The organism is Oceanihabitans sp. IOP_32, from assembly GCF_009498295.1.
GTDB classification, from domain to species: Bacteria; Bacteroidota; Bacteroidia; order Flavobacteriales; family Flavobacteriaceae; genus Wocania; species Wocania indica.
Map to the genome: position 1 here is coordinate 1,427,555 of NZ_CP040813.1, position 22,463 is coordinate 1,450,017.

Annotated in this window: 22 protein-coding genes; all 22 read right to left on the bottom strand. The window is 33.6% G+C overall.

Annotated features, from left to right (window positions below; all coding sequences use genetic code 11):
* Nucleotides 1-21: 21 nt before the first annotated feature.
* Nucleotides 22-579: a ribosome recycling factor gene (gene frr, locus FEZ18_RS05950; RefSeq protein WP_153267465.1), complete on the bottom strand. Its 558-nt coding sequence runs from the start codon at nt 577-579 to the stop codon at nt 22-24.
* A 43-nt stretch (nt 580-622) separates the two neighbouring features.
* Nucleotides 623-1,330, bottom strand: coding sequence for a UMP kinase (gene pyrH / locus FEZ18_RS05955; RefSeq protein ID WP_153267466.1), 708 nt, complete (start codon nt 1,328-1,330; stop codon nt 623-625).
* Nucleotides 1,331-1,843: 513 nt separating this feature from the next.
* Nucleotides 1,844-2,818 (bottom strand): translation elongation factor Ts, encoded by a 975-nt coding sequence (gene tsf, locus FEZ18_RS05960; protein WP_153267467.1) that lies wholly within the window; start codon nt 2,816-2,818, stop codon nt 1,844-1,846.
* 87 nt (nt 2,819-2,905) lie between these two features.
* Nucleotides 2,906-3,682 (bottom strand): 30S ribosomal protein S2, encoded by a 777-nt coding sequence (gene rpsB, locus FEZ18_RS05965; RefSeq protein WP_153267468.1) that lies wholly within the window; start codon nt 3,680-3,682, stop codon nt 2,906-2,908.
* 172 nt (nt 3,683-3,854) lie between these two features.
* Nucleotides 3,855-4,241 (bottom strand): 30S ribosomal protein S9, encoded by a 387-nt coding sequence (gene rpsI / locus FEZ18_RS05970; protein ID WP_153267469.1) that lies wholly within the window; start codon nt 4,239-4,241, stop codon nt 3,855-3,857.
* Nucleotides 4,241-4,696, bottom strand: a complete 456-nt coding sequence (rplM, locus tag FEZ18_RS05975) for a 50S ribosomal protein L13 (protein ID WP_153267470.1) — start codon at nt 4,694-4,696, stop codon at nt 4,241-4,243. The genes rpsI and rplM overlap by 1 nt, the downstream gene beginning before the upstream one ends.
* Nucleotides 4,697-5,001: 305 nt before the next feature.
* Complete coding sequence (locus FEZ18_RS05980; RefSeq protein WP_153267471.1) at nt 5,002-6,117, bottom strand: diaminopropionate ammonia-lyase; 1,116 nt, start codon at nt 6,115-6,117, stop codon at nt 5,002-5,004.
* A gap of 320 nt (nt 6,118-6,437) precedes the next feature.
* Entirely contained in the window at nt 6,438-7,217 is a 780-nt protein-coding gene (locus FEZ18_RS05985) for a polysaccharide lyase (RefSeq protein ID WP_153267472.1), read from the bottom strand.
* A gap of 236 nt (nt 7,218-7,453) precedes the next feature.
* The gene (locus FEZ18_RS05990; RefSeq protein ID WP_153267473.1) at nt 7,454-7,843 is read right to left on the bottom strand and encodes a VOC family protein; all 390 of its coding nucleotides are present in this window, start codon (nt 7,841-7,843) and stop codon (nt 7,454-7,456) included.
* 77 nt (nt 7,844-7,920) lie between these two features.
* Entirely contained in the window at nt 7,921-8,499 is a 579-nt protein-coding gene (locus tag FEZ18_RS05995) for a Crp/Fnr family transcriptional regulator (RefSeq protein ID WP_153267474.1), read from the bottom strand.
* Between the two features lie 815 nt (nt 8,500-9,314).
* Nucleotides 9,315-12,008, bottom strand: a complete 2,694-nt coding sequence (locus FEZ18_RS06000; protein ID WP_153267475.1) for a carboxypeptidase-like regulatory domain-containing protein — start codon at nt 12,006-12,008, stop codon at nt 9,315-9,317.
* Between the two features lie 355 nt (nt 12,009-12,363).
* The gene (locus FEZ18_RS06005) at nt 12,364-13,083 is read right to left on the bottom strand and encodes a GLPGLI family protein (protein WP_153267476.1); all 720 of its coding nucleotides are present in this window, start codon (nt 13,081-13,083) and stop codon (nt 12,364-12,366) included.
* Nucleotides 13,084-13,096: 13 nt separating this feature from the next.
* Complete coding sequence (locus FEZ18_RS06010; RefSeq protein ID WP_153267477.1) at nt 13,097-13,303, bottom strand: hypothetical protein; 207 nt, start codon at nt 13,301-13,303, stop codon at nt 13,097-13,099.
* Between the two features lie 561 nt (nt 13,304-13,864).
* Nucleotides 13,865-14,203: a hypothetical protein gene (locus FEZ18_RS06015; protein ID WP_153267478.1), complete on the bottom strand. Its 339-nt coding sequence runs from the start codon at nt 14,201-14,203 to the stop codon at nt 13,865-13,867.
* A gap of 8 nt (nt 14,204-14,211) precedes the next feature.
* A complete protein-coding gene (locus FEZ18_RS06020; RefSeq protein WP_153267479.1) occupies nt 14,212-14,619 on the bottom strand; it encodes a DUF6973 domain-containing protein in 408 nt (135 codons plus the stop codon).
* Between the two features lie 403 nt (nt 14,620-15,022).
* Nucleotides 15,023-17,368 (bottom strand): penicillin-binding protein 1A, encoded by a 2,346-nt coding sequence (locus FEZ18_RS06025; protein ID WP_153267480.1) that lies wholly within the window; start codon nt 17,366-17,368, stop codon nt 15,023-15,025.
* A gap of 56 nt (nt 17,369-17,424) precedes the next feature.
* The gene (locus FEZ18_RS06030) at nt 17,425-17,919 is read right to left on the bottom strand and encodes a gliding motility lipoprotein GldH (RefSeq protein ID WP_153267481.1); all 495 of its coding nucleotides are present in this window, start codon (nt 17,917-17,919) and stop codon (nt 17,425-17,427) included.
* Entirely contained in the window at nt 17,906-19,150 is a 1,245-nt protein-coding gene (locus tag FEZ18_RS06035; protein WP_153267482.1) for a stage 0 sporulation family protein, read from the bottom strand. The genes FEZ18_RS06030 and FEZ18_RS06035 overlap by 14 nt, the downstream gene beginning before the upstream one ends.
* Before the next feature lie 116 nt (nt 19,151-19,266).
* On the bottom strand, nt 19,267-19,497 hold the full coding sequence (locus tag FEZ18_RS06040; protein ID WP_153267483.1) for a ferredoxin: 231 nt from the start codon (nt 19,495-19,497) through the stop codon (nt 19,267-19,269).
* The gene (locus tag FEZ18_RS06045) at nt 19,497-20,741 is read right to left on the bottom strand and encodes a peptidase U32 family protein (RefSeq protein WP_153267484.1); all 1,245 of its coding nucleotides are present in this window, start codon (nt 20,739-20,741) and stop codon (nt 19,497-19,499) included. The genes FEZ18_RS06040 and FEZ18_RS06045 overlap by 1 nt, the downstream gene beginning before the upstream one ends.
* 10 nt (nt 20,742-20,751) lie before the next feature.
* Nucleotides 20,752-21,825, bottom strand: a complete 1,074-nt coding sequence (locus FEZ18_RS06050) for a rhodanese-related sulfurtransferase (RefSeq protein ID WP_153267485.1) — start codon at nt 21,823-21,825, stop codon at nt 20,752-20,754.
* Between the two features lie 224 nt (nt 21,826-22,049).
* Nucleotides 22,050-22,355 (bottom strand): hypothetical protein, encoded by a 306-nt coding sequence (locus FEZ18_RS06055; RefSeq protein ID WP_153267486.1) that lies wholly within the window; start codon nt 22,353-22,355, stop codon nt 22,050-22,052.
* Nucleotides 22,356-22,463 lie beyond the last annotated feature (108 nt).

Consider the following 22,463-nt stretch of genomic DNA (forward strand, 5'->3'; position numbering starts at 1 on the left):
GCGACATTTCTGCCGCTTTTTTTAGATGGTCATGATTTCTTTTTCTTTAGTTTCAAAAATGTCATCTATTTTTTTCACATAACTATCGGTAATCTTTTGAATTTCAATCTCGGTGTTCTTTTTAAGATCTTCAGAGATGTCTTCATTTCTCTTCACCTCATTCATCGCTTCTTTACGCCCAGTTCTAACACTAATTTTAGCTTCTTCACTCTCTGCTTTTGCTTGTTTCGCTAGATCTAAACGTCGCTCTTCGGTTAAAGGTGGTACATTAATTATTATAGTTTCACCATTATTCATGGGGTTAAAACCAAGATTGGCATAGGCAATACCACGTTCTATTTCTTGTAACATACTTTTTTCCCAAGGCTGTACGGTTATCGTTCTACCATCTGGTGTGTTTACATTTGCTACTTGACTAAGTGGGGTTTGGGAGCCGTAATAATCTACCATAACACTTCCTAGCATCGCTGGGCTCGCTTTTCCTGCCCTAATATTAACTAATTGCTTTTCTAAATGTTTTATCGCATTATCCATAGCTTCTTTAGCCGTGTCTAATATAAATTTTACATCTTCACTCATCTGTTAAACTTTTAAATTAATAATTTTAAAAATTACTCTAAAATTAAAAATGGACTTCTGTTCCTATTTTCTCGCCGGTTACGACTTTCATTAAATTCCCTTTCTTATTCATATCGAAAACAATTATGGGTAACTTGTTTTCTTGACTTAAGGTAAAAGCCGTGGTATCCATAACTTTTAATCCTTTTCTTAGCACGTCGTCAAAAGTAATATGCTCAAACTTAATGGCTTCGGTGTTTTTCTCTGGATCGGCATCGTAAATACCATCCACTCGTGTGCCTTTTAAAATCACATCGGCTTCAATTTCAATCGCTCTCAATACTGCTGCCGAATCGGTGGTAAAATAAGGGTTTCCTGTGCCGCCACCAAAAATTACTACACGTCCTTTTTTTAGGTGACTCATAGCTTTACGTCTAATAAAAGGCTCGGCTACTTCATTAATTTTTATGGCCGACTGCAAGCGGGTTTTTACACCGGCATCTTCTAAGGCATTCTGTAATGCTAAACCGTTTATTACGGTTGCAAGCATGCCCATATGGTCGCCTTGTACGCGATCCATACCATTCATAGCACCAGCTACACCTCTAAAAATATTACCACCTCCAATAACTATAGCTACTTCGATACCGCGTTCTGTAATCGCCTTAATATCATGAGCGTATTCTGATAAACGCACGGGGTCTATACCATATTGTCGATCGCCCATTAAGGCTTCACCTGATAATTTGAGAAGTATTCTTTTATATTTCATCTTAAAAATTGAAGTTTAGCAAAGCTACATAATTTTTTTATTTTATGAATTCATAAAAAACAGATTTTAAGTCATTCTTACACATCTAGACAAAAACAAAGCAATCTAATTTAAAATCGAGGTAAAGACCAAGATTTATGAATTTTAATTTATACCAAATTAGCCAAGTCATGCCGCATATAATTCGTTTACTCACATCTTTCTATTTTATAAAATAGGTGTTCGTGATGTGCTTCGCAGTTCTTTTTCGCCCATATTTCGGTATAAAATAAAACCATAAATCAGGCTATGCTTTGATTTTAGCTCACGCCTATATTATAATAAAATAACGAGTTCGTGAATCTGCGATTTCTATCTCATCTGAACAAAAAATAATTCAAATTAATAATACGACATTTCAAAACTAAATTGGTATGACTTGTTTTAGCAAGAATTCTAAAACAAAAAAACCACCATTTTTAATAAAAAATAGTGGTTTTTTATGAATTTATAGTCGTAATACAGACTTAAAGACTAGCCTAAAGCTACACGTTTAAATTCTGTAATTTCAACATCTCCAAATGAAGCTACATATTCAGCAACATTTTTCTTTTCATCTTTAATGAATTTCTGATCTAATAAACACTGCTCTTGATCTAGGGTTGTGTTATCAGAAATGAAACGCTCCATTTTACCTGGTAAGATTCTATCCCAAATTTGCTCTGGTTTACCTTCTGCTTTTAATTCAGCTTTTGCAGCCTCTTCAGCTTTAGCTAAAACCTCAGGAGTTAACTGTGCCATAGAGATATAACTTGGTACATTTTTAAGCGTTTTGCCTAGACGTCCTAACTCGATATTGTCTTTTTCAATTACAGCAATTCTCGCTTCGGTTTCTGCTGCGATATAAGCTGCATCAAAATCTTTGTAAGATAATGTTGTTGCACCCATTGAAGCTACTTGCATAGCTACATCTTTTACAAGGGTTTCAACGTTATCTACCTTAGCCGATAAACCTACTAAAGCAGCAATTTTATTAATATGAACATACTGTCCAACATAAGGTGCTTCAAGTTTTTCGAAACCTGTAATATCTAATTTCTCACCAATTACTCCAGTTTGCTCAATTAATTTTTCTTCAACCGTCATACCGCCAAAATCGGCAGCTAAAAGACTTTCTTTGGTATCGTGATTTAAAGCAATCTCTACTAATTGATTGGCTAGGGCTAAAAAGTTTTCGTTTTTCCCAACAAAATCAGTTTCGCAACCTAAAACTAGAGCCACACCTGCAGTTTTATCTGCATTTACTTTAGCGACTGCAGCCCCTTCACTAGATTCACGATCTGCTCTCTTTTCAGCAACTTTCTGACCTTTCTTGCGAAGCACATCAATAGCCTTATCGAAATCGCCGCCAGCCTCAACTAAGGCTTTTTTGCAATCCATCATTCCCGCACCAGTAGCTTGTCTTAATTTATTTACTTCAGCGGCTGTAATTTTTACCGTAGTACTCATAGTTGTTATAATTTAAAAAAGTCGTTCAATTAATTTTCAAAAAAGAAAAAAAAATAAACGACTTGATAATGATTTGTTATTCTTATTTTATTCTTCTTCTTCAGCTGCTACTTTCTTAGCAGGCTCAGCTTTAGCTTTAGGCGCTTCCTCTTTTTCAGATGCTGTAGCATCTTTTTCGGCTTTGCGTTCTGCTAAACCACCAGCTATTGCTGCAGTTACATGCGTTAAGATTTTATCAATTGATTTAGAAGCATCGTCGTTTGCTGGTATAACATAATCCACTTGACGCGGATCTGAATTGGTATCTACCATAGCAAAAATAGGAATGTTTAATTTCTGAGCTTCTTTTATCGCGATATGCTCACGCTTAATATCGACAACAAACAATGCTGCTGGTAAACGGGTCATATCACTAATAGATCCTAAGTTTTTCTCTAACTTAGCTCGTAATCGATCAACCTGTAAACGCTCTTTTTTAGATAAAGTTAAAAAAGTACCATCTTTTTTCATTCTATCGATAGAAGCCATTTTCTTAACAGCTTTTCTAATCGTCACAAAGTTAGTTAACATACCACCTGGCCATCTTTCTGTGATGTAAGGCATGTTAATCTCTGATGCTTTTTCTGCTACAATATCTTTAGCTTGCTTTTTTGTTGCAACAAATAATATTTTACGACCTGAACTTGCAATTTTTGCTAATGCTGCACTTGCTTCTTCAATTTTTGCCGCTGTTTTATAAAGGTTTATAATATGGATGCCATTACGCTCCATATAAACGTAAGGAGCCATGTTTGGATTCCACTTACGTGTAAGATGCCCAAAGTGAACACCTGCTTCAAGTAATTCTTTTACTTCTACTGCCATTTTGTAATAGTTTACGTTCTGTTGAATTAGCAATGTTCCAATTGACTTTTAGTGTTTAACTAGTAGTCGGTGGCTTCATTTAGATGCTAAACTAAATCCTGTTTTTACAACTAGGACAACAATAACTTGTTTAATTCTTTGTTTTGTGTTGAAAATAAATTCAACAAGCGTATTAACGTTTCGAGAATTGGAATTTTTTACGCGCTTTTTTCTGACCGAATTTCTTACGCTCTACCATTCTTGGATCTCTAGTTAATAACCCTTCAGGTTTTAAAATCGCTCTGTTCTCTGCATCCAGTTCGCACATAGCGCGAGATAATGCTAAACGAACGGCTTCTGCTTGACCTGTAATACCACCTCCAAATACATTTACTGTAATATCAAAGTTGCTATCATTGTTAGTCATAACTAAAGGTTGCTTTACTTTATACTGTAATGTTGCAGTTGTAAAGTAAGCAGTTACGTCTTTTTTATTAATAGTGATGTTACCACTTCCTGGGGCAACATACGCGCGAGCAACAGCCGTCTTTCTACGGCCAATTTTGTGAATTACATCCATTATTTGAATTCGTTTAAGTTAATTGTTTTAGGCTTTTGCGCTGCATGTGCATGCTCTGAACCAACAACAACTGTTAGATTACGGAATATACTTGCTCCTAATTTATTTTTAGGTAGCATTCCTTTAACTGATTTTTCTACTACTCTTGCTGGGTCTTTCCCGAACAATTCTGTAGCAGTTAAACTTTTTTGACCTCCTGGATATCCAGTGTGACGAATGTACGTTTTATCGTCCCATTTGTTACCAGATAACGTGATTTTTTCGGCGTTGATAACAATAACATTATCCCCGCAATCTACATGAGGTGTGAAGTTTGGCTTGTGTTTACCTCTTAAAAGTTTTGCAACTTTAGAGCTTAAACGACCAAGCGCCTGACCTTCAGCATCAACTAAAACCCACTCTTTATTTACAGTAGCTTTGTTGGCTGAAATCGTTTTGTAGCTTAATGTGTCCACACTTTAAATTTTTTCTAAATTAAACATTCCTCTCTTAAAAAGAGTTTGCAAATTTACGATTATATATTTGATTACCAAATAGTGAAGTCATATTATTTTAGATATTACATAAGCCTAGCAATAATACTACCATTCTACTAATCATAAACTTAAGGGCTTAGCATACAATTTAATTTCAAGATTTGGTGTAGATAACTTGAGACTCAGCATTTAAAAACTCATATCAATGCTTGAAAACCTTGATGTATATTATACCAAATTATCCTTAAACTAAAAAAACTTATGCCTTATTAGATATCTGGTTATTATCCGTGACGTGCTTTTATTATTTTTTGAAAAACTTGTTTATCTGTATCGCCTTCCGTGCTTATAAATAATATATTGGTGTTTTTATTTATGTTAAGGGATGCTTTGACCGGGTTTAAATCAATTTCGTTTACAATGGCTAGAAACCCTGCTAAACCAGCAGCCCCAGATTCTCCTGAAATTATTTTTTTGTCTGAACCTAATGGAAAATACAACTCTCGCATGGCGAGTTTGGCATAATTATCATTAATTTTTATTGAATAATCAGTGCCGTTTTTTAATAGAGTCCAAGCCCCTACAGAAGGTGTTTCACAATTTAATCCCGCCATTATAGTGGTGCTACTCCCTTTAGACGTTACAATTTTATTGTTTTGAAATGAACTAAGAATCCCGTCGGCTTCTTCTGGTTCGACAATCACTATTTTAGGTCTGTTTTTACCATATTTGTTTAAAAAATAATAAATTCCAGATGCCGCCATACTTCCTACTCCAGCTTGTAAGAAGACCAGGTCTATAGTTTTTATATCCATATTCTCTTCTAATTCTTTAAACATTGTTAAATAACCTGCCATTATTAAACTGGGAATGTATGTATAATCTGCCCATGCGGTATCTTGAATTAATGTCCATTTATTAGCTTTACTAGCGTCTTTAGCTTGTTGGCAAGCTTCATGGTAATTCCCATTTACTTGAATCACTTTAGCACCGTATTCCTCAATGGCTTTAATGCGTTCTGTTGTGGTGTGCTTAGGCACAAAAATAACTGCCTTTTTCCCCGATCTTGTTGCCGACCAAGCTACTGCTCGTCCATGATTTCCATCTGTTGCTGTGCAAAATGTTACTATGCTATGATCTTTTTCTAAAGATTGATTTATGGCGTAAGATGCTCCCAAAACCTTAAAAGCATTTAATCCAAATCTATGAGATTCATCTTTTACATAAATATTTCCCACTTGATATTTCTCAGATAAGTTTGGAAGCTGAACTAATGGAGTTGGCTTATAGCCATCTATAGATTTATGAAAATTAAGAGCATTATACTTTTTGAGAACGCCAACTGTTTCGTCGTTTACAATAATATTATTTGGTGTGTTTTTATAATATCTCTCCGTCATAATTTGTTTCTTTTTTTTTAACTCCTTCAAACTGCATCTTACATAAAAAACTGACTGCTAATATATTATAGCTAATATACAGGTTTTAAATAAATTTAATATGATTTACGCTTTTGAAAGTTTATTTGGTCTACGGGTTATAATTTAAAAATAGTATGGCGATTTGATTCTATGTCGTTTAGGAACCTAATAATGACAAGAATTTTAAACAGTCTTAGGGATTAGAAGCAGAGCAAAACAGGCCTAGTAGCCTATTGAGCGACCATAATTTAACAGGTTAAAAAATTGAAGCCCCAAAAACCTTAAAGATTTATTACTGTTTACCATTTTATTTTTAAATCATCCATAAGAATATAGGTATCAAACTGAGAAGGCGTCGAACCGCCAATATAGGTGTCTAACCAAACAGATCTAATATGAACGGAGTTCTTATTTCTAAATTTCCATGAGTTAGAATGGTATATTTCATCTCCATCAACAGAAAAAATCAATATGCCATTGCTTTTATTTATCTCATTCATTTTAATATAAAGCTTCAAGGTGTAAGTCTGCTCCTTGTTTAAAGAAAAATCGGGGTTTATAGTTGTTCCATAAGTCTCAGACATTCCGGGGTGATACACATATAATCCAATTGGTATATTCCCTTCATTGTTTTCACCAGCATGAGCAATTCTAACAGACCAACTATTTTGACTTGTAACTTTTCTTCCGCCCCAACCTGCACTTCGGTCGTAAATACCTTCAAAACCAGAAAATTTTCCAGCCTCATGATCCACTCCATTTTTTTGAAAATTTTCTGCTAACCAAATAGTAAATTCTATCTCCGCTTCATTGGGTTCGCCACCATTATTTTTAAACCAAAATTTCCGACCTAACCCCTTATGTTCATTAGCTTTAATAGGTGATTTAAGTTGCTCGTTTTCTAAATAAGAAGGGTCGTCTCCAAATGACGGTAGATCAATTAGCTGGGTCGAATCTTTAAAATCGAATTCTCTTAAATAATTATTTAAGCCATAAAGTCCGGTATCGGATTGATGAGCAGTTTTGTTACATCCAAATAAAAGAAACACAACCATAACTATAAATATTACATTTTTCATATTGATTGCTGTTAAGGGTGTTTAAAAGAAAAGTAGGGTAGATGGATACCCCCTTATACCAAATTAACAATACGACATTTCAAAATTAAATTGGGATAAGCCCACTAAATTTCGCAATACAGCAACTCGTTAAAAACAAAAACGCCCTAAAGAAGGCGAATTTGAAGTTTAATTCATGTAAATCTATGACTTTTGCAATGGATACCGATATTGCGCACAGTTTTGGCATTCTGTTTTTACGATTGCGAATGCACTCCAAACATATTACCCTCAGTATCGTATGCCAAGACCATAAATCCGTGTTCACCAAGTGATTGTTTTGATTTAAACACTTTTCCTCCCGCATTTTTTATTCGGCCTTCTTCGATAGCGCAGTCTTCGCTCCTAAAATAGACAATCGTAGAATTTCCACCTGCTTCAAATCCTTTCATTTTTACCAAGGCTCCACTGGCACCATCCTGTTCCATTTCCATCGGGAAAGCCCACATCTCCACCTCATCTTTTATATCGGCTGGCATTGGCAATTCAGTCAATTTTATATCTAGTACGTGTTCATAGAAATGTTTCGCTCTATTTAGGTCGTTAATATGTATTTCAAACCAAACTACTGGATTTTTTGCTTTCATGTTTTTATGATTTTTAATTATACCCCTTAAAATTAATCAGATTTATTATAAAAAATCTTGCCATATGACAGTAAAAATTAATCGAAAAGAATTTCTTTTCGTATTCGGCTCAATGAGGTATCTGTAATTCCCAAGTAGGAAGCCATATGCTTTATTGAGGCATGACGAAGGACTGCAGGTTTATCATTTATCAATGTGTTATACCTTTGCGTTGCGTTTTGGGTTAGCATTTCCATTTTACGTTGCTTTAAAACAAATAATTGTCCAGACATCCACGCTCTTCCCCATTCTCGAAAGCCCTCTATTTTATGAAACAGTTCTTGAAATTTATCGAATTCTATTTGCCAAGCCACTCCGTTAGTGAGTGCGACTATATTTTCTATAGTGGGCACCCTTTGAAATAGAGAAGACACCTCAATGGAAATTTCGTTTGTGCTGTAAAAATCAGTTGTAATTTCCTTTCCATTAAAATCGTGAACGTATGCTCTTACTAATCCTTTTTCAATTAAACCATATGAATTCGCCATTTTACCACTTTCCAAAAACAATCTGCCTTTTGAGAAATTAATTTTCTCGTGCGCATCCATAATTTCATTTAAGTCGTTTTTCGCAATTAATGGATGGTTGTAAATGGATTGAAAAAAGTTAATATTCATAATTTATGGTATCAAAATTTTTATTGTAGCTTTCTCACGAACTTAAAATTAGTGTTTTATAATAACATTATCAGTTCATCCAAATTTATCAATTTGTTTTTATATTCTTTTAAGGACACCCATTTTCTTTTAGCTTCAGGCACAAATAGCGTTCTAAATTTTATAATAAGCAATTCCTAATTTAAGCATTTTTAAAATATTAATCGCCAATATATAACCGTTAACATCCTAGAATTAACAAATAGAACTATTCGGGAACTAGACTCGAGCGTTTATAAAGTATGTGGTTTATTCTTATTACTTTTTTTATTTTGAAGGGACTGCTACATAAAAAGCATAGGCATGTTTAACGTTTAAAAAGAAATTATTTTCTGGCGCGTAATATTCTAATGCTAAGGCACAAATTTCAGCTCAACCTCCATGATTTAAGCAGTCTAAAACCGTAGCCTTAAGTGGTTATTTGTAAAGTAAAAATAATCAGCGCTGATTTGTTGCAACATTCTGCCCAATCGCATCGCTTTGCTTAGACTAACTCAAAACATTGGTTTTGAATACTTTAAATGTAAATTAAAACATTACGGCAACAAAATATTACTTATACATTTAACAAGGAAACGCGTTTTTTAGTTTTTAGTCGATATTTTGAAAAATACAGTTGTTTGTTGGAGTGTTGTTTTTTGAATTTTTGATGGCTCGTAGAACAATAAAAGCCCATAAATAGTAGTACTACTGCTGATGATTTTATGCTATTAAAAAACGAGATTGAAGAAGCCCCAAATCAACACTTTCTATAGCTTTTTAGCTTTATAAGTTAATTACAGTTTATAGATGATTTTAAACATAATGATTCTTGGTAAGACAAAGGTTTTACTATCGCTTATTAAAAAGCTGTTAAAAGAATTCTGTTGCTTAAATTTAATATTGAAAAGATTGGTGGCTTGAATTTCGAAACCCCAAGGATTGTTTTCGTTCTGATAAAATAAAGAGGCGTTTGCTGTATCGAATGCAGTATTAACACGGCTATTTTTATTTTTGTAATTATCAAAACGATAATCAGCTTTAAAAATAAAATCCGTTAAAAAATCATACTCTAAATTTATAAAAAATCGATTGTTTTCAAATTTAGACATAGAATTAAGCGCTCGATAACTGCTGTAATCTTTGGTATAACCGATTTCTATATTAGGATAATTTTTAAAAAATGTTTCTGCACTAATCGTTGCAGATATCGATTTAGAAATATTTTTATTGATACTATTATTAAGTATTTGAAAGAAATCGCTATAAGAAAAATTGCTTTTTAACTTATACCGTATCTTATTAATTTTTTTTGCAACACTTCCGTTTACAGACCAATTATCCTCAGGCTCATCAAATAAAACAGGTGTGCTAAATTGATTTATGCCATTTAAAACAGTAATATTTTTAAAATGTTTTATTTTTTTATTGAAACTAACTCCAGTATGAATATTTAAGTTTTTAAATAAGCTAAACTTATAATAATTTAAACTTGCGCTGTGGTATAATTGGTTTTCTAGACTGGTATTACCCTTAAAAACACTATTAAAGTTGTTTAGTATAAAATTATTTGCTAATCGCTGAGCATCAGGAAAACTAGCATTTAATTTATATTTGAAATTCAAAATTTCAGTATTACTAAATTCTATTTTTGTTGTAAACTGAGGTAATAGTAAAGCTTTGTAGTTTGAAAATTTGTCGTCAAACTGTTTGGTGTTCCAATTGTAAAAATGATAATACAACATGGGTTTGAAAGTAGCGATGCCTATTTGAAACTTATATTCTAAACCTAGAAAAGTGTCTATAAAATCATAGCCAAAATCGTTGCCAAAATTTGCAGTGCTAAAATTATTGATAGCTCCGTTGCTTAATTTTTGTAAATCTTCGTTGTAAAAATCGTTAAAAGCAGCGTTAAGCCCCATACTTGTATATAAATGATTGAAATTATTGAGCACCCAATAATCCTTAATAATGGCATTAAAGGTATGTGCTTTAGATTTTTTGGTTTGAATGATATTGTAAATATCATCATCTTCCAAAGGAATTAAACCTTGTAAAATTTGATTATTTGTTAACCACTCGGTTATGGGTTTATCATTCTGAAAATTATAGGTTGCTTCTAGAGTTGCTGTATGCTTTTTTGATAGTTTTCTACTGTAACTTATATGCTGTTTTACATTGAGGCCTTTAATGTTTGTAAGTGTATTAATGGTATTGTTATCCGAAGGATTTATAGTCGTTATTAAACCGTTACTAATGTTAGTTGTAACTTTTACAAAACTATTATAAGTAAAATCTTCATTATAACTAGGTCTGTAATCTAATGTTAGTTTGGCTATAGTAAAATAATTGTCAAAATTATCAGAAACTGTTCTGTCTTCAACAAAGGGATTTGTTGTACTTAAATATTTATTTAAAGTATTACTATTTGTTTGAGTTTTACTTTTTGAGCTAATAATATACCCACTTAAATCTGTATAATTATTGAGTGCCTGCCTAATATTTAAAGCTCCAAATTGATTGGTATTTGCTGTATAGTCTTGATTATTTAAGTAGCGTGCAAAATCGCTTTTAAATAAACTAAAATAACTGCTAGCATCCCGCATTAACTTACCAAAACCTCCTTCAAACTCTAAATAATCTCTAAACGAGAAGCTTTTAACACCTTGATTGTTTAAATCTCCTATAAAATTTACATTTGTTTTTGGGCTATAAAAAAATATATTGGGATGTAGAACATATATATCTTCTATGCCTGCTCCAGCCTCAATGTCGCCAAAAACAAATTTCTTTTTATTGGCTTTCAATTTAATATTCATTGCCATATCTTCATTGTCCTCCAAACCTTTAAGCATAGCAACGTCATTGTAGTTGTCTAAAACCTCAATTTTGTCTACGGCATCGGCAGGAATATTATTTACTGCTAATTTACTATCGCCAGTAAAAAACATTTTATCCTCCACCAGTACTTTAGTCACTTTTTTTCCTTGCACAGTAACATTGCCGACTCGATCTACCTCAACCCCTGGTAATTTTTTTAATGCATCCCTTAGTTTGCGTTCTTCGCCAGTAACAAAACGGCTCACATCGTAAGTTATGGTGTCTTTTTTTACTATTACTGGAGGTGTGTAATTTAAAGTAATGACATCAAGCTTATTTAAAGCTTCTGAAAGTAAAAAGTTTTTATTAATATTTTGGGTTTTAGAAGTTATATTTATGGTTTGCGTTTTATAGCCTAAATAGCTAACCGTAACCTCATAGCTTTGATTTTTACTTAAACCCAGTTTGTATGTGCCATTATCTTGAGTACTTGCAAAGCGTACATTTTCAGTTTCACTTTTTGGTATAGCTAATATATTGGCATAAGCTAAAGGGTTTTCCAGAGTATCTGTAACTTTTCCAAATATGAGTATTTGCTGTGCGTAAGACGAAGGGCTTATTAGCAGAAAGCTTAAAACAAAGAAATGTATAATTTTTTTTCTGTAGCCCAAATTTTAATTCAATTATTTCTTAAAAGCGCGACCTCATGGTAATAATAAATTTCTCTCCATTAGCTTTAGTAAAGCTATACTTTTCTTTTGTTTCTCTGTTCTCATTATATTCACTTTGAGTTCCAAAAAGTAAACCTGCAATTTTTAGCTTAAAATCAATTGTATTTAAAGCATTTAACACTCTAAATATTGATTTTTTCTAATTAAAAAGTAATTTAAATTCAATATTCTTAGACTTATTTAAAGCTTCTTTAATCATATTTATTTCTGATCTCGCGTTTTTTTATCTGCTTTTTGAGTTGCACTTGACTCAACCTTAAATAATACGTTTGATTCGATTTTTTAAAAAACTTCTTTAAAACCCAAACTCCTCAATTTTTTCCAAAACATAATCTTGAAATTCTGAAACCGTTATTTTTTTACCTTTCGTAGGTCTAATAATTGTTATTGGTGCTTTAGAAAAACTTATCTTACTGGCATAATAAATAATGTCTTCCTCTTGAAGCTCTAAAATTAGTCCAGGTAGTCCGGCATAACCTTTAGGGCCCTGATTTAATGGAATATCTGGGCAAAACCACGCAGTAATTTTCCTGTCTTTTCTAATTGTTTTATCTTTTTTTAGCACAGCAGTCGCTTTATAACATACATAACCCTCTATTGCTTTACGCTCTTTGGTTATATGCCATTCTATAGAGTTAAACCTTGAATGAATTAAAAAAAGTTCTCCTAAAAAAGGTCTTTCATTAATTTTTAAGTCTAATGTTTTATTTAAATAATACGTTTCTTCGGCTCCAGAAAACAATTTAGCAGACTTCGATGCGAATGTTTCTTCTTCGCCTACAAGTAAATTATCTTTTATTTTAAACAAAGATTCATTGTTTTGATTAAAAAGCAATTCAAATTCAAATTGCACAACATACTTAGCAGACTCATTAAGCATGGCTCCCACCTTATTTACATCTTTTTTATTATAATCTGAATTTACATTTATTTTATATTCAATTATACCAGAATTGGCTTGTGAGTTCACTGCTAAAACAAAAAAAACATAAATAAGAGAAAACCAATATTTCATATCAAAGTTAAATTTACCAAGTTAAACAGTCATTATAGGCCCATATTGCCAGTTCCATAGCTCGTCCTGAATTACCGTGCCTTGACATACTTCCTTCATATACTGCACCAGCAAATTCATAACACTCGCTGTTTGGTATTTCTTCTTCACTCGCATTTAGACCATAAGAACTACCCATTAAAAAAAACACTACCATAAAAATATTTAATACTTTTTTCATAATTTCTAAAATTTTAAACCAGTTAAATTTGTTTTATAACCAGTTGGTTAAACTAAATAATCGCGGAGTCTAAGCAGTCTAAATTTTTAGTCTAATAATGTGAAGTCTATTTCCTAGCTTAAGCAGTCTAAAACCATAGCCTTAAGTGGTTATTTGTAAAGTAAAAATAATCAGCGCTGATTTGTTGCAACATTCTGCCCAATCCCATCACTCTGCCTAGACTAAAACAAAGCTCTGATTTTGAACACTTTAAATGTAAAAAAAAATATTAGGGCAGCAAAATATTTCTTATAAATTTTACAAGAAAACGTGTTTTTTTGTTTTTAATCGATATTTTTGTAGAAAAATAGGACAGGCTTTTTTTTGTATCACAAAGACTTTTATCAAATGATAATCTGTCCATTTCGTTTTTAATGCCAACGTTTTGATATATGATATGAAAAGTAGCAGATTTATATTTGCTAATATTCGGTTTATAAATAAAGATAGCAGAAAAGAATCTAACTTTAAATTTGGCTCTTAACTGCTATTTTTTATAAACCGTGTTTTTGTAGGAAGTATTTATAGCCCATATTCAATTTTTAATTTGCCTTTAGTTGCTTTGTAAGGTTCAAAAACCCAAATAATATTTTCAGTACCATAATAATCACCATTTATTAGAGTGTCTATACTGCCAGATAAATTAATATCATAATATCCTTTTCTCTTTATTTTAATAGTGTCATTGGAAAAACCATTTACTTTAATATAAAACGAATTATAAATTTTCGAACTTAATGGCTTGAGGGTATCTATTCTTTCATTAGAAAAATCTGTTATTGTAAATTTTGAAATATCTTTATTACGATTATTTTCACAAGAAAAAATTAAAAATAATATTATTAAAATTCTATTTTTCATCTATTAGTTTAGCTTGTTGGTATTAATGAAGATGAATTTGTGGCTCTTCCACTATCTCCGCCTCCGAGTAAATTTGACAAAAATCTTAATTCACCATTGGTTATCGCATCTAAGATACTTTCACTTAAAGAACTGTAACCATTAGAAAACCAATTGCTTTTAGTTCTACCAACTTGATTGTTGAATAAATCCATTTGTTTTTCTTTAAAGTCATTTGCATAACTAGAAGGTTTATCTTCATGAGCAGCAGCCAAACTTGAAGCTAATGAGTCTCCAAGTAATATCACATTCAAGGCATTCCAGTAAGCGTGCCTGAAAGCATCTGCTCTACCATTATAAAGTGAATTTAGGAATAAATTTTCTGCTAGCCAAGTGGCTTTCTGAGCGTTAACCAAATAGCTGATTTGTTGCAACATTCTGCCCAATCCCGTCGCTCTGCCTAGACTAAAACAAAGCCCTGGTTTTGAATACTTTAAATGTAAATTAAAACATTACGGCAACAAAATATTTCTTATACATTTAACATTAAAACGTGTTTTTTGGTTTTTAATCGATATTTTGAAAAAATACAGTTGTTTGTTGGAGTGTTGTTTTGTGAATTTTTGATGGCCTGTAGAACAATAAATAGTAGTACTACTGCTGATGATTTTATGCTATTAAGAAGAATACCTACTTTTTATCATGCGAAAATTTTTGGGATCACGCCCATTTTCCCTCATGTTTATTTTATTGCTAATTACCTAGACTAATGGTGTGTTTACTTGTATAAAACTATACGTTTACACCATCAATCTTAATCAAACTCCAAGTTTTATGCAGTTAATTAAAGTTCAAATCTTCTAGAACCTCATCGTCTTCATCATCTGTATTGGTCTCAACTTTAGAACAATCTACATTAATTGAAAGGTTTTTTGGGGCTTCAAATTCAGATTTCGATATATTTAAACTCTCATCGGCGTAGCAATTTTTCATATAAACACCCCAAATTGGCAATGCCATGGCTGCACCTTGCCCATATGTAATGCTTTTAAAATGTACTGCTCTGTCTTCTGCACCAACCCATACTCCAGTTACCAAATTTGGCACCATACCCATAAACCAACCATCACTTTGGTTTTGAGTAGTTCCCGTTTTTCCTGCTATAGGGTTTTTAAATTCGTAAGGGTACCCCGTTATTATTTCGCGGTAATCGGCTCTGTAAGCATCAGCTCCCTTGGTTCTTAAACGCACGCCCGATCCAGACTCTGTAACACCTTCCATAAGTTTTACTGTCACATAAGCTGTTTCTTCGCTTATCACATCGTTAGTCTCTGGTGTAAATTGGTATAAAATGGTGCCGTTTTTATCTTCTATACTGGTTACCATTACAGGTTTGGTATAGACACCCTTGTTAGCAAACGCCGCATAAGCCCCAACCATTTCATACAAACTTAAATCTGGAGTTCCCAAGGCGATAGAGGGTACTGGAGGAATATCAGACTCTATTCCCAACTTTCTGGCTAAATCTATAACAGATTGCGGCCCAACCTTATCAATTAATCGCGCCGTAACGGTATTTACCGAGTTTGCCAATGCATTTTTAAGTGTTCTTTTTCCGCCATAATTCGGACTCGAATTTTTTGGGCACCATTCCTCTGGATTTCCGTGCTTATTTGCTTCAATGCAAAAAGGCGTATCTGCAAATTCGTCGCAAGGTGATAGCTGTAATTGATCCATAGCGGTCGCATACACCAGAGGCTTAATAGTCGAGCCTATTTGACGTTTCCCTTGTTTTACCATATCGTATTGAAAATGTCTGTAATTCATGCCGCCAACCCAAGCTTTTACATGACCTGTTTGTGGATTCATAGACATTACTCCGGTTCTTAAAAAAGATTTATAATAGCGCATCGAATCCATGGGCGTCATTATTGTATCTCGTTCAGAGGGTTTCCCGTCTTTCCATTCGAATACCGCCATCTTTACAGGCTCATAAAAGGATTTTTCTATTTCTTTATCCGATTTTTTTAAATCGTATTTCATATGTCGCCAGCGTTCAGACTGGCGCATAGCACGCTTTAATAAGGCATCAATATCACTTTTTGTTAGATCTAAAAACGGAGTTGTAGGATTCCTTTTAGGTGTATTTTGATGAAAAAACTCCGCCTGCAACCTAGGCATATGCTGTTGTACCGCATCTTCGGCATGTTTTTGCATACGCGAATCTATCGTGGTGTAAATGGTTAATCCATCGTTGTATAAATTGTATAGTGAGCCGTCTGGTTTCGGATTGTTTTTAATCCAATCTTTCATAAAATTGGAAAGGTAAGCTCTAAAATATGTCGCCAAACCTTCGCGATGAGACTCTGGAGAAAAATTTAAATTTAATTCCGTTTTTTGTAGCGAATCTTTAACTTGAGCATTTATGTACCCATACTTTTCCATTTGATACAACACCACGTTTCGCCTGTTCTTTACACCTACAGGATTTCTAGACGGTATAGGGTTATAAAAAGAAGAATTTTTAAACATGCCCACTAACATAGCCGATTCTTCTATATTTAAATCTTTGGGTTCTTTACTAAAATATATTCTTGAGGCACTTCTTATACCATCGGCATTATTTCCAAAATCATAAATATTAAAATATTGGGCTATAATTTCTTCTTTAGTGTATTGGCGCTCTAAACGTGTAGCGATAACCCATTCTTTAATTTTCTGTCCTATGGTTTCTACGATGTTTTTAGATCTAACACCAACAAATAATTGCCTTGCTAATTGCTGTGAGATGGTACTCGCACCTCCTCTACTTCCAAGAAAGAAAAAGGCTCTTAATGTGCCCCTAGCATCGATACCAGAATGCTCATGAAAACGGGCATCTTCGGTGGCGATTAAGGCGTCTATTAAATGCGGCGATAAGTCTTCGTATGCCACAGGCGTTCTGTTATCGTTGAAATAAAATTTTCCTAAGGTTTCACCATCTGCCGATAAAATTTCGGTAGCGAGATTAGTACTCGGGTTTTCTAATTGCGTATGGTCGGGCATTTTACCAAATGCACCCCAAGAGGCTAATAAAAATATTAATACAACACTAAAAATGCCTAATGAAAAGAGTATCCAAAACCAACGAATATATTTAGAAAAATCTAAATTCTCTTTTTTCTGTTTGTTTTTTGCTTTTGCCATTTAATTTTAAATATTAATTGCACTTAATATACGCGATAAGTGCAACTATTAGGTTTTTATTTTTCTGATGGTCTTTCTATTCTAAACCCAATATCTGTAATACCTTCAAGCGCAATCACACCATTAACTTTGCCGTTTTCTCTCATGGCATGCTGGATATTAACCGTATATTCTCCGGCTTCACTAAATACCACTTCCTCTTTGTACCACAGCTTGTTTTCTTTAATTCCTGACGCCCCAGTCCCTAGTAGTGCCCCATTGGGATCTGCCATTTTATACTCTAAAGTGTCTTTTAAAGTTTTACCATGCGGAAAAACCATCTCAACAATTAAAAACAAATTGTTAAATTTATAGTCGTTTGTATTTCTTAAATTAACAAACAAATTATACGTCTGTGTGGAATCTGGCGGTTTAATTTTAAAACTTACAATAGAGTCTTTATGCCAAGCATTGGGAATTGATTTATACGTGTCGAAAACGCGTTTAGAATCGCATGATATGAATAGAAAAGAAAAAATTAAATAAAATAATAAGGCACTACTTGTTTTCATTTTTATTTTTTTGAGGTTTCCTCTTGTAATTTTTATTTCTATTGTTTTTATTACTAGTTTGATTAGAGTTATTTGATTTCGCGTTTTTATTAACGGGGCTCGTTTTCTTTCTGTTGTTTTTACGCTTAGCATTACGCTTTGGGCTATCGAACCGCGTTAAACTATCTTGACCTACAACGTTCTCGAAGGCTACTTTAGTACTTTCAATTAAATCTGAAGCATACTGTTCCAAACTGGCTACTTTTTTATTCGCTTTGTTGGCCTCAATAATTTCGTTAGCTTGAGTGGTTGTTATTTTATGCCAATTCATCCATTCGCCTTCGTAGGCATACCACATGTGCCCGTTAAAAATATCTGTTTTCTGGCAAACCGCTATACCTTTTTCGGTTTTAAGTTTTATATCGGTTTTAGGAAATGCTTTTAAAGCATCTAAATACGTATCGAGCTCATAATTTAAACAGCATTTTAATTTACCGCACTGCCCAGCTAGCTTTTGCGGATTTAAAGATAATTGCTGGTATCGTGCTGCCGATGTGCTAACCGACCTAAAATCTGTTAACCATGTCGAGCAGCATAATTCGCGTCCACAAGAGCCAATACCTCCAAGCCTTGCTGCTTCTTGCCGAAACCCAACTTGCTTCATTTCTATTCGCGTTCTAAACTCCCGCGCAAATACTTTTATAAGTTCTCTAAAATCTACGCGTTCTTCGGCGGTATAATAAAAGGTAGCTTTACTGGCATCGCCTTGAAATTCGATGTCAGAAATTTTCATCTGTAACTTCAAATCGATTGCAAATTGGCGCGCTTTAACCTTCATCAATTCTTCTTTGTCGCGTGCCGCTTGCCAAATATCAATGTCTTTCTGACTCGCTTTTCGGTAAATTTTTAAAATGTCGTCACTTTTTTCCGAAATGTTTTTGCGTTTCATTTGAATACGCACCAATTCCCCCGTAAGGGTAACCATACCAATATCATGACCAGATTTTGCCTGCGTGGCTACCACATCACCAATACTAAGCGTTAAGTTTTCGGTATTGTGGTAATAGTGTTTTCGTCCGTTTTTAAAACGGACTTCCACCCAGTTAAAAGGTTTTTCGCCATTGGGTAGCGACATATTCGCCAGCCAGTCAAAAACCGTTAATTTATTACAACTATCTGTGCCACAAGTGCCATTATTTTTACACCCTTTGGGTTGACCGTCTTTTCCAGTTGAACAACTGTTACAAGCCATAGGTTTTATATATTGATTCTGACTAAAACAAGTGTTTTACCAGAAGAAGGTTGATAATTCTTTTTAAAAAGGTAAAGATAAGATTATTATAGCGACTTTTAAAAAGCATCTTAAATTTAAATATTCTTGACACTAATGATGTTTACAGGACATGCCCGAGCTGCTTTCTCACAAGGCTCTAAAATATCGTGATCTTTAGATTTTAAAGTGTAAAAGCCTTTTTTATCTTTGGCATGCAATAATACCGATTTGCCGTCCTTTTTAGACATTCTAAATTGCTCAGGAGCCAATTCTACACAATAATTACATCCAATACATTTGTTGCGCTGCAACGTAACAATCACCATTAAGCTTCTATTTTATTTTCTACAATTTTATACAATCGATCTGAAGGCCGAATTCTAAAGCTTAACGGAATGGTAACCGAATCGCCTTTAGAGGCTTTACTTAAATTCTCGTCGTTTACCAACATTTCGGTAAGCTCCATTTCCTGAACTCCAGTGGTTGGACCCGTAATTAAAATGGTGTCTCCAATACTTAAATCGTAGGCTTCTATTTTAAACTCGCCAATACTTACTTTAGGAAAAAAATGCATGCCTTTGGCAATATAAACCTTTTTTTGTGTGGCATGAGAGCCTGCACCTTTGCTCCATTCTCCAAGTTTTTGACCCAAATAATAACCATTCCAAAACCCGCGATTGTACACTTTTTCGAGTTCTTTCATCCAAGCATTCACGGCTTCTGTATTGTACGTTCCATTAGCAACAGCATCTATAGCTTCGCGGTAGCATTTAATAACTTTCGCTACATACTCTGGAGCACGACCACGACCTTCAATTTTTAAAACCTTAATTCCGGCATCGGCTACTTGGTCTAATATATCGATAGTACACAGGTCTTTTGGCGACATGATATATTCGTTGTCCAATTCCATTTCAAAACCAGAGTCTTGATCTATAACCGTGTATTTTTTTCTACAATTCTGTTTACAAGCGCCTCTATTAGCCGAAGAGTTATGCGCATGCAAGCTCATATAGCATTTGCCAGAAACCGCCATACATAAGGCCCCATGACCAAAAATTTCAATTTCCACCAATTGTCCAGAAGGGCCTTTTATTTGCTCTTTTTCAATCTGTTCTGTAATTTTTTTTATTTGGCGTAAGCTTAATTCCCGACTTAATACCATAGTATCGGCAAACATCGCATAGAATTTTACCGTTTCGATGTTAGTGATATTAATTTGAGTAGAAATATGCACTTCCATACCAATTTCTCTGGCGGCCATAATAACCGCTTGATCCATAGCGATAACCGCCGTAATATTGGCTGCTTTTGCTTTGTTTAATAGGGTTTTTATAATGGATAAATCATGATCGTAAATAATAGTGTTTAAGGTAAGATAAGTACGTACATTTTTAGCCTGACAACGTTTTGAGATTTCTGGTAAATCATCTAAAGTGAAATTAATAGTTGCTCTAGCGCGCATGTTTAATTGTTCTACGCCAAAATATATTGAATTTGCACCATTATCTAAAGCCGCTTGAAGGGATTCAAAATTTCCCGCAGGAGCCATTAATTCTATGTTCTGCATGTTAAATATGTTATTTTGTTTCGACTTTTAAAGTTTCGAAAATATTTCTTAAATCTTTTTTATACGGTAGGTGGTCTGCACGTCCCTTTTTAAAAATATCGTTACTATTACCTTGTCCTTTACGGAGTTCTTTTTGTACCTCATAAGGTAAGGCGTGCATCTCTTTACATGCTGTAGAACAGCAATTATCCATCTCGGCTTTACAGGCGTCACATTGAATAAATAATAAATGACAGGCATCGTTTGCGCAATTGGTGTGCACATCGAAAGGCTTGCCACATTGGTGACAACTGGCAATAATATGGTCGCTAATTTTTTCGGCTCTTCGCTCATCAAAAACAAAATTCTTACCAATAAATTTGTTCTCTAATTGTTTCGCGTTTACCTGGCGCGTGTATTCAATTATTCCGCCCTCAAGTTGATACACATTTTTAAAGCCCCTATGTTTAAAATAGGCACTGGCTTTCTCGCAGCGAATACCGCCAGTACAATACATGACCAGTTTTTTATCTTCTTTATGAGACTTCAAGCCTTCTTCTATAATGTCTAAAGATGCTCTAAACGTATCTACATCTGGTGTTAGGGCGTTTTTAAAATGACCAATTTCGCTTTCGTAGTGGTTGCGCATATCGACCAAAACGCTGTTATCGTCTTCAATAAGATTGTTAAATGTTTCGGCATTCACATGAATACCCTTGTTGCGCACATCGAAAGTAGCATCGTTTAATCCATCGGCAACAATTTTGTCTCGTACTTTTACCTTTAACTTTAAAAACGATTTATTGTCTTGCTCAATAGCAACGTTTAACCGAATATTTTTTAAAAAATCAATGGTATCTAAATGGGATTTAAAGGCTGTAAAACGCTCTGCAGGAAGAGACAATTGCCCATTAATCCCTTCGTGTGCCACATAGATTCTTCCCAGAACATCCAAGGCATTCCAAGTTATAAATAGATGGTCTCTAAATTCTTGAGGATTGTTAATTTTAGCGTATTGATAAAAAGAGAGCGTTAATCGATCTTCTCCCGCTTTTTCGATTAGCTCTGCTCTTTCTTTAGCGCTTAATGTATTGTACAGTTGCATGCTATACTAATATTTAAGGTTAAAAAAATATAATATGCAAAAGTAGAGCTTTTGTTTTTAGGCGGCACTAAATTTTATAAAAAACCCAGCTGTATATGAAAAAATTTGAGCAAACACCTCAATTTTTGTGGTGTTTTAAGTCTTAGTGAGTTGAATGTTGACTGAAAAATTTTCACCTATTGTAATAAAATTTCAAAAACTATTGAAAAGTTTAAGTTTATGGCTTAATACAAAACCACATCATAAACATCAAAATGTTCAGGATAAATTTTATCCGTGGTACAAACTAGCATTGACGATTTCTCTCTAGTTTTAAATTGAATTTTTAAGTTGGGCTCCTTAAAAACCTTAGGAAGTGTCGCTGTTATAATAGAGTCTTTTTCGTTTAATTTTATAATAAAAACGGGTTCAAGACCGCCAGTACAAGTTGTTTGGTTTAGTACAATTCCGGTTTTATATAATTGCGCTTCATCTTGATCGCTACAAGAAAAAAGAATAATCACTAAAAAGACGATTAAAACCTTAGGCATATTAAAAAAAACAATCTGTTTGTCTTAAAAATTAAATTTACAAAAAAAGGGGAAGCAATAAAATTGTATCGTGAAAAAACTTATAGTATTTTAGCAGCAATTACTTCA

Coding starts and splice junctions, on each gene's coding strand:
- rpsI (WP_153267469.1), bottom strand. CDS start 4,241: ATGGATGTAATTCACAAAATTGGCCGTAGAAAGACGGCTGTTGCTCGC.
- FEZ18_RS06055 (WP_153267486.1), bottom strand. CDS start 22,355: ATGCCTAAGGTTTTAATCGTCTTTTTAGTGATTATTCTTTTTTCTTGT.
- FEZ18_RS06010 (WP_153267477.1), bottom strand. CDS start 13,303: ATGAAAAAAGTATTAAATATTTTTATGGTAGTGTTTTTTTTAATGGGT.
- FEZ18_RS06015 (WP_153267478.1), bottom strand. CDS start 14,203: ATGAAAAATAGAATTTTAATAATATTATTTTTAATTTTTTCTTGTGAA.
- FEZ18_RS06050 (WP_153267485.1), bottom strand. CDS start 21,825: ATGCAACTGTACAATACATTAAGCGCTAAAGAAAGAGCAGAGCTAATC.
- rpsB (WP_153267468.1), bottom strand. CDS start 3,682: ATGGCAGTAGAAGTAAAAGAATTACTTGAAGCAGGTGTTCACTTTGGG.
- FEZ18_RS05990 (WP_153267473.1), bottom strand. CDS start 7,843: ATGAAAGCAAAAAATCCAGTAGTTTGGTTTGAAATACATATTAACGAC.
- frr (WP_153267465.1), bottom strand. CDS start 579: ATGAGTGAAGATGTAAAATTTATATTAGACACGGCTAAAGAAGCTATG.
- FEZ18_RS06020 (WP_153267479.1), bottom strand. CDS start 14,619: ATGTTGCAACAAATCAGCTATTTGGTTAACGCTCAGAAAGCCACTTGG.
- FEZ18_RS06040 (WP_153267483.1), bottom strand. CDS start 19,497: ATGGTGATTGTTACGTTGCAGCGCAACAAATGTATTGGATGTAATTAT.
- tsf (WP_153267467.1), bottom strand. CDS start 2,818: ATGAGTACTACGGTAAAAATTACAGCCGCTGAAGTAAATAAATTAAGA.
- FEZ18_RS06025 (WP_153267480.1), bottom strand. CDS start 17,368: ATGGCAAAAGCAAAAAACAAACAGAAAAAAGAGAATTTAGATTTTTCT.
- FEZ18_RS06035 (WP_153267482.1), bottom strand. CDS start 19,150: ATGGCTTGTAACAGTTGTTCAACTGGAAAAGACGGTCAACCCAAAGGG.
- FEZ18_RS06030 (WP_153267481.1), bottom strand. CDS start 17,919: ATGAAAACAAGTAGTGCCTTATTATTTTATTTAATTTTTTCTTTTCTA.
- FEZ18_RS05985 (WP_153267472.1), bottom strand. CDS start 7,217: ATGAAAAATGTAATATTTATAGTTATGGTTGTGTTTCTTTTATTTGGA.
- FEZ18_RS06045 (WP_153267484.1), bottom strand. CDS start 20,741: ATGCAGAACATAGAATTAATGGCTCCTGCGGGAAATTTTGAATCCCTT.
- FEZ18_RS06005 (WP_153267476.1), bottom strand. CDS start 13,083: ATGAAATATTGGTTTTCTCTTATTTATGTTTTTTTTGTTTTAGCAGTG.
- pyrH (WP_153267466.1), bottom strand. CDS start 1,330: ATGAAATATAAAAGAATACTTCTCAAATTATCAGGTGAAGCCTTAATG.
- FEZ18_RS05995 (WP_153267474.1), bottom strand. CDS start 8,499: ATGAATATTAACTTTTTTCAATCCATTTACAACCATCCATTAATTGCG.
- FEZ18_RS05980 (WP_153267471.1), bottom strand. CDS start 6,117: ATGACGGAGAGATATTATAAAAACACACCAAATAATATTATTGTAAAC.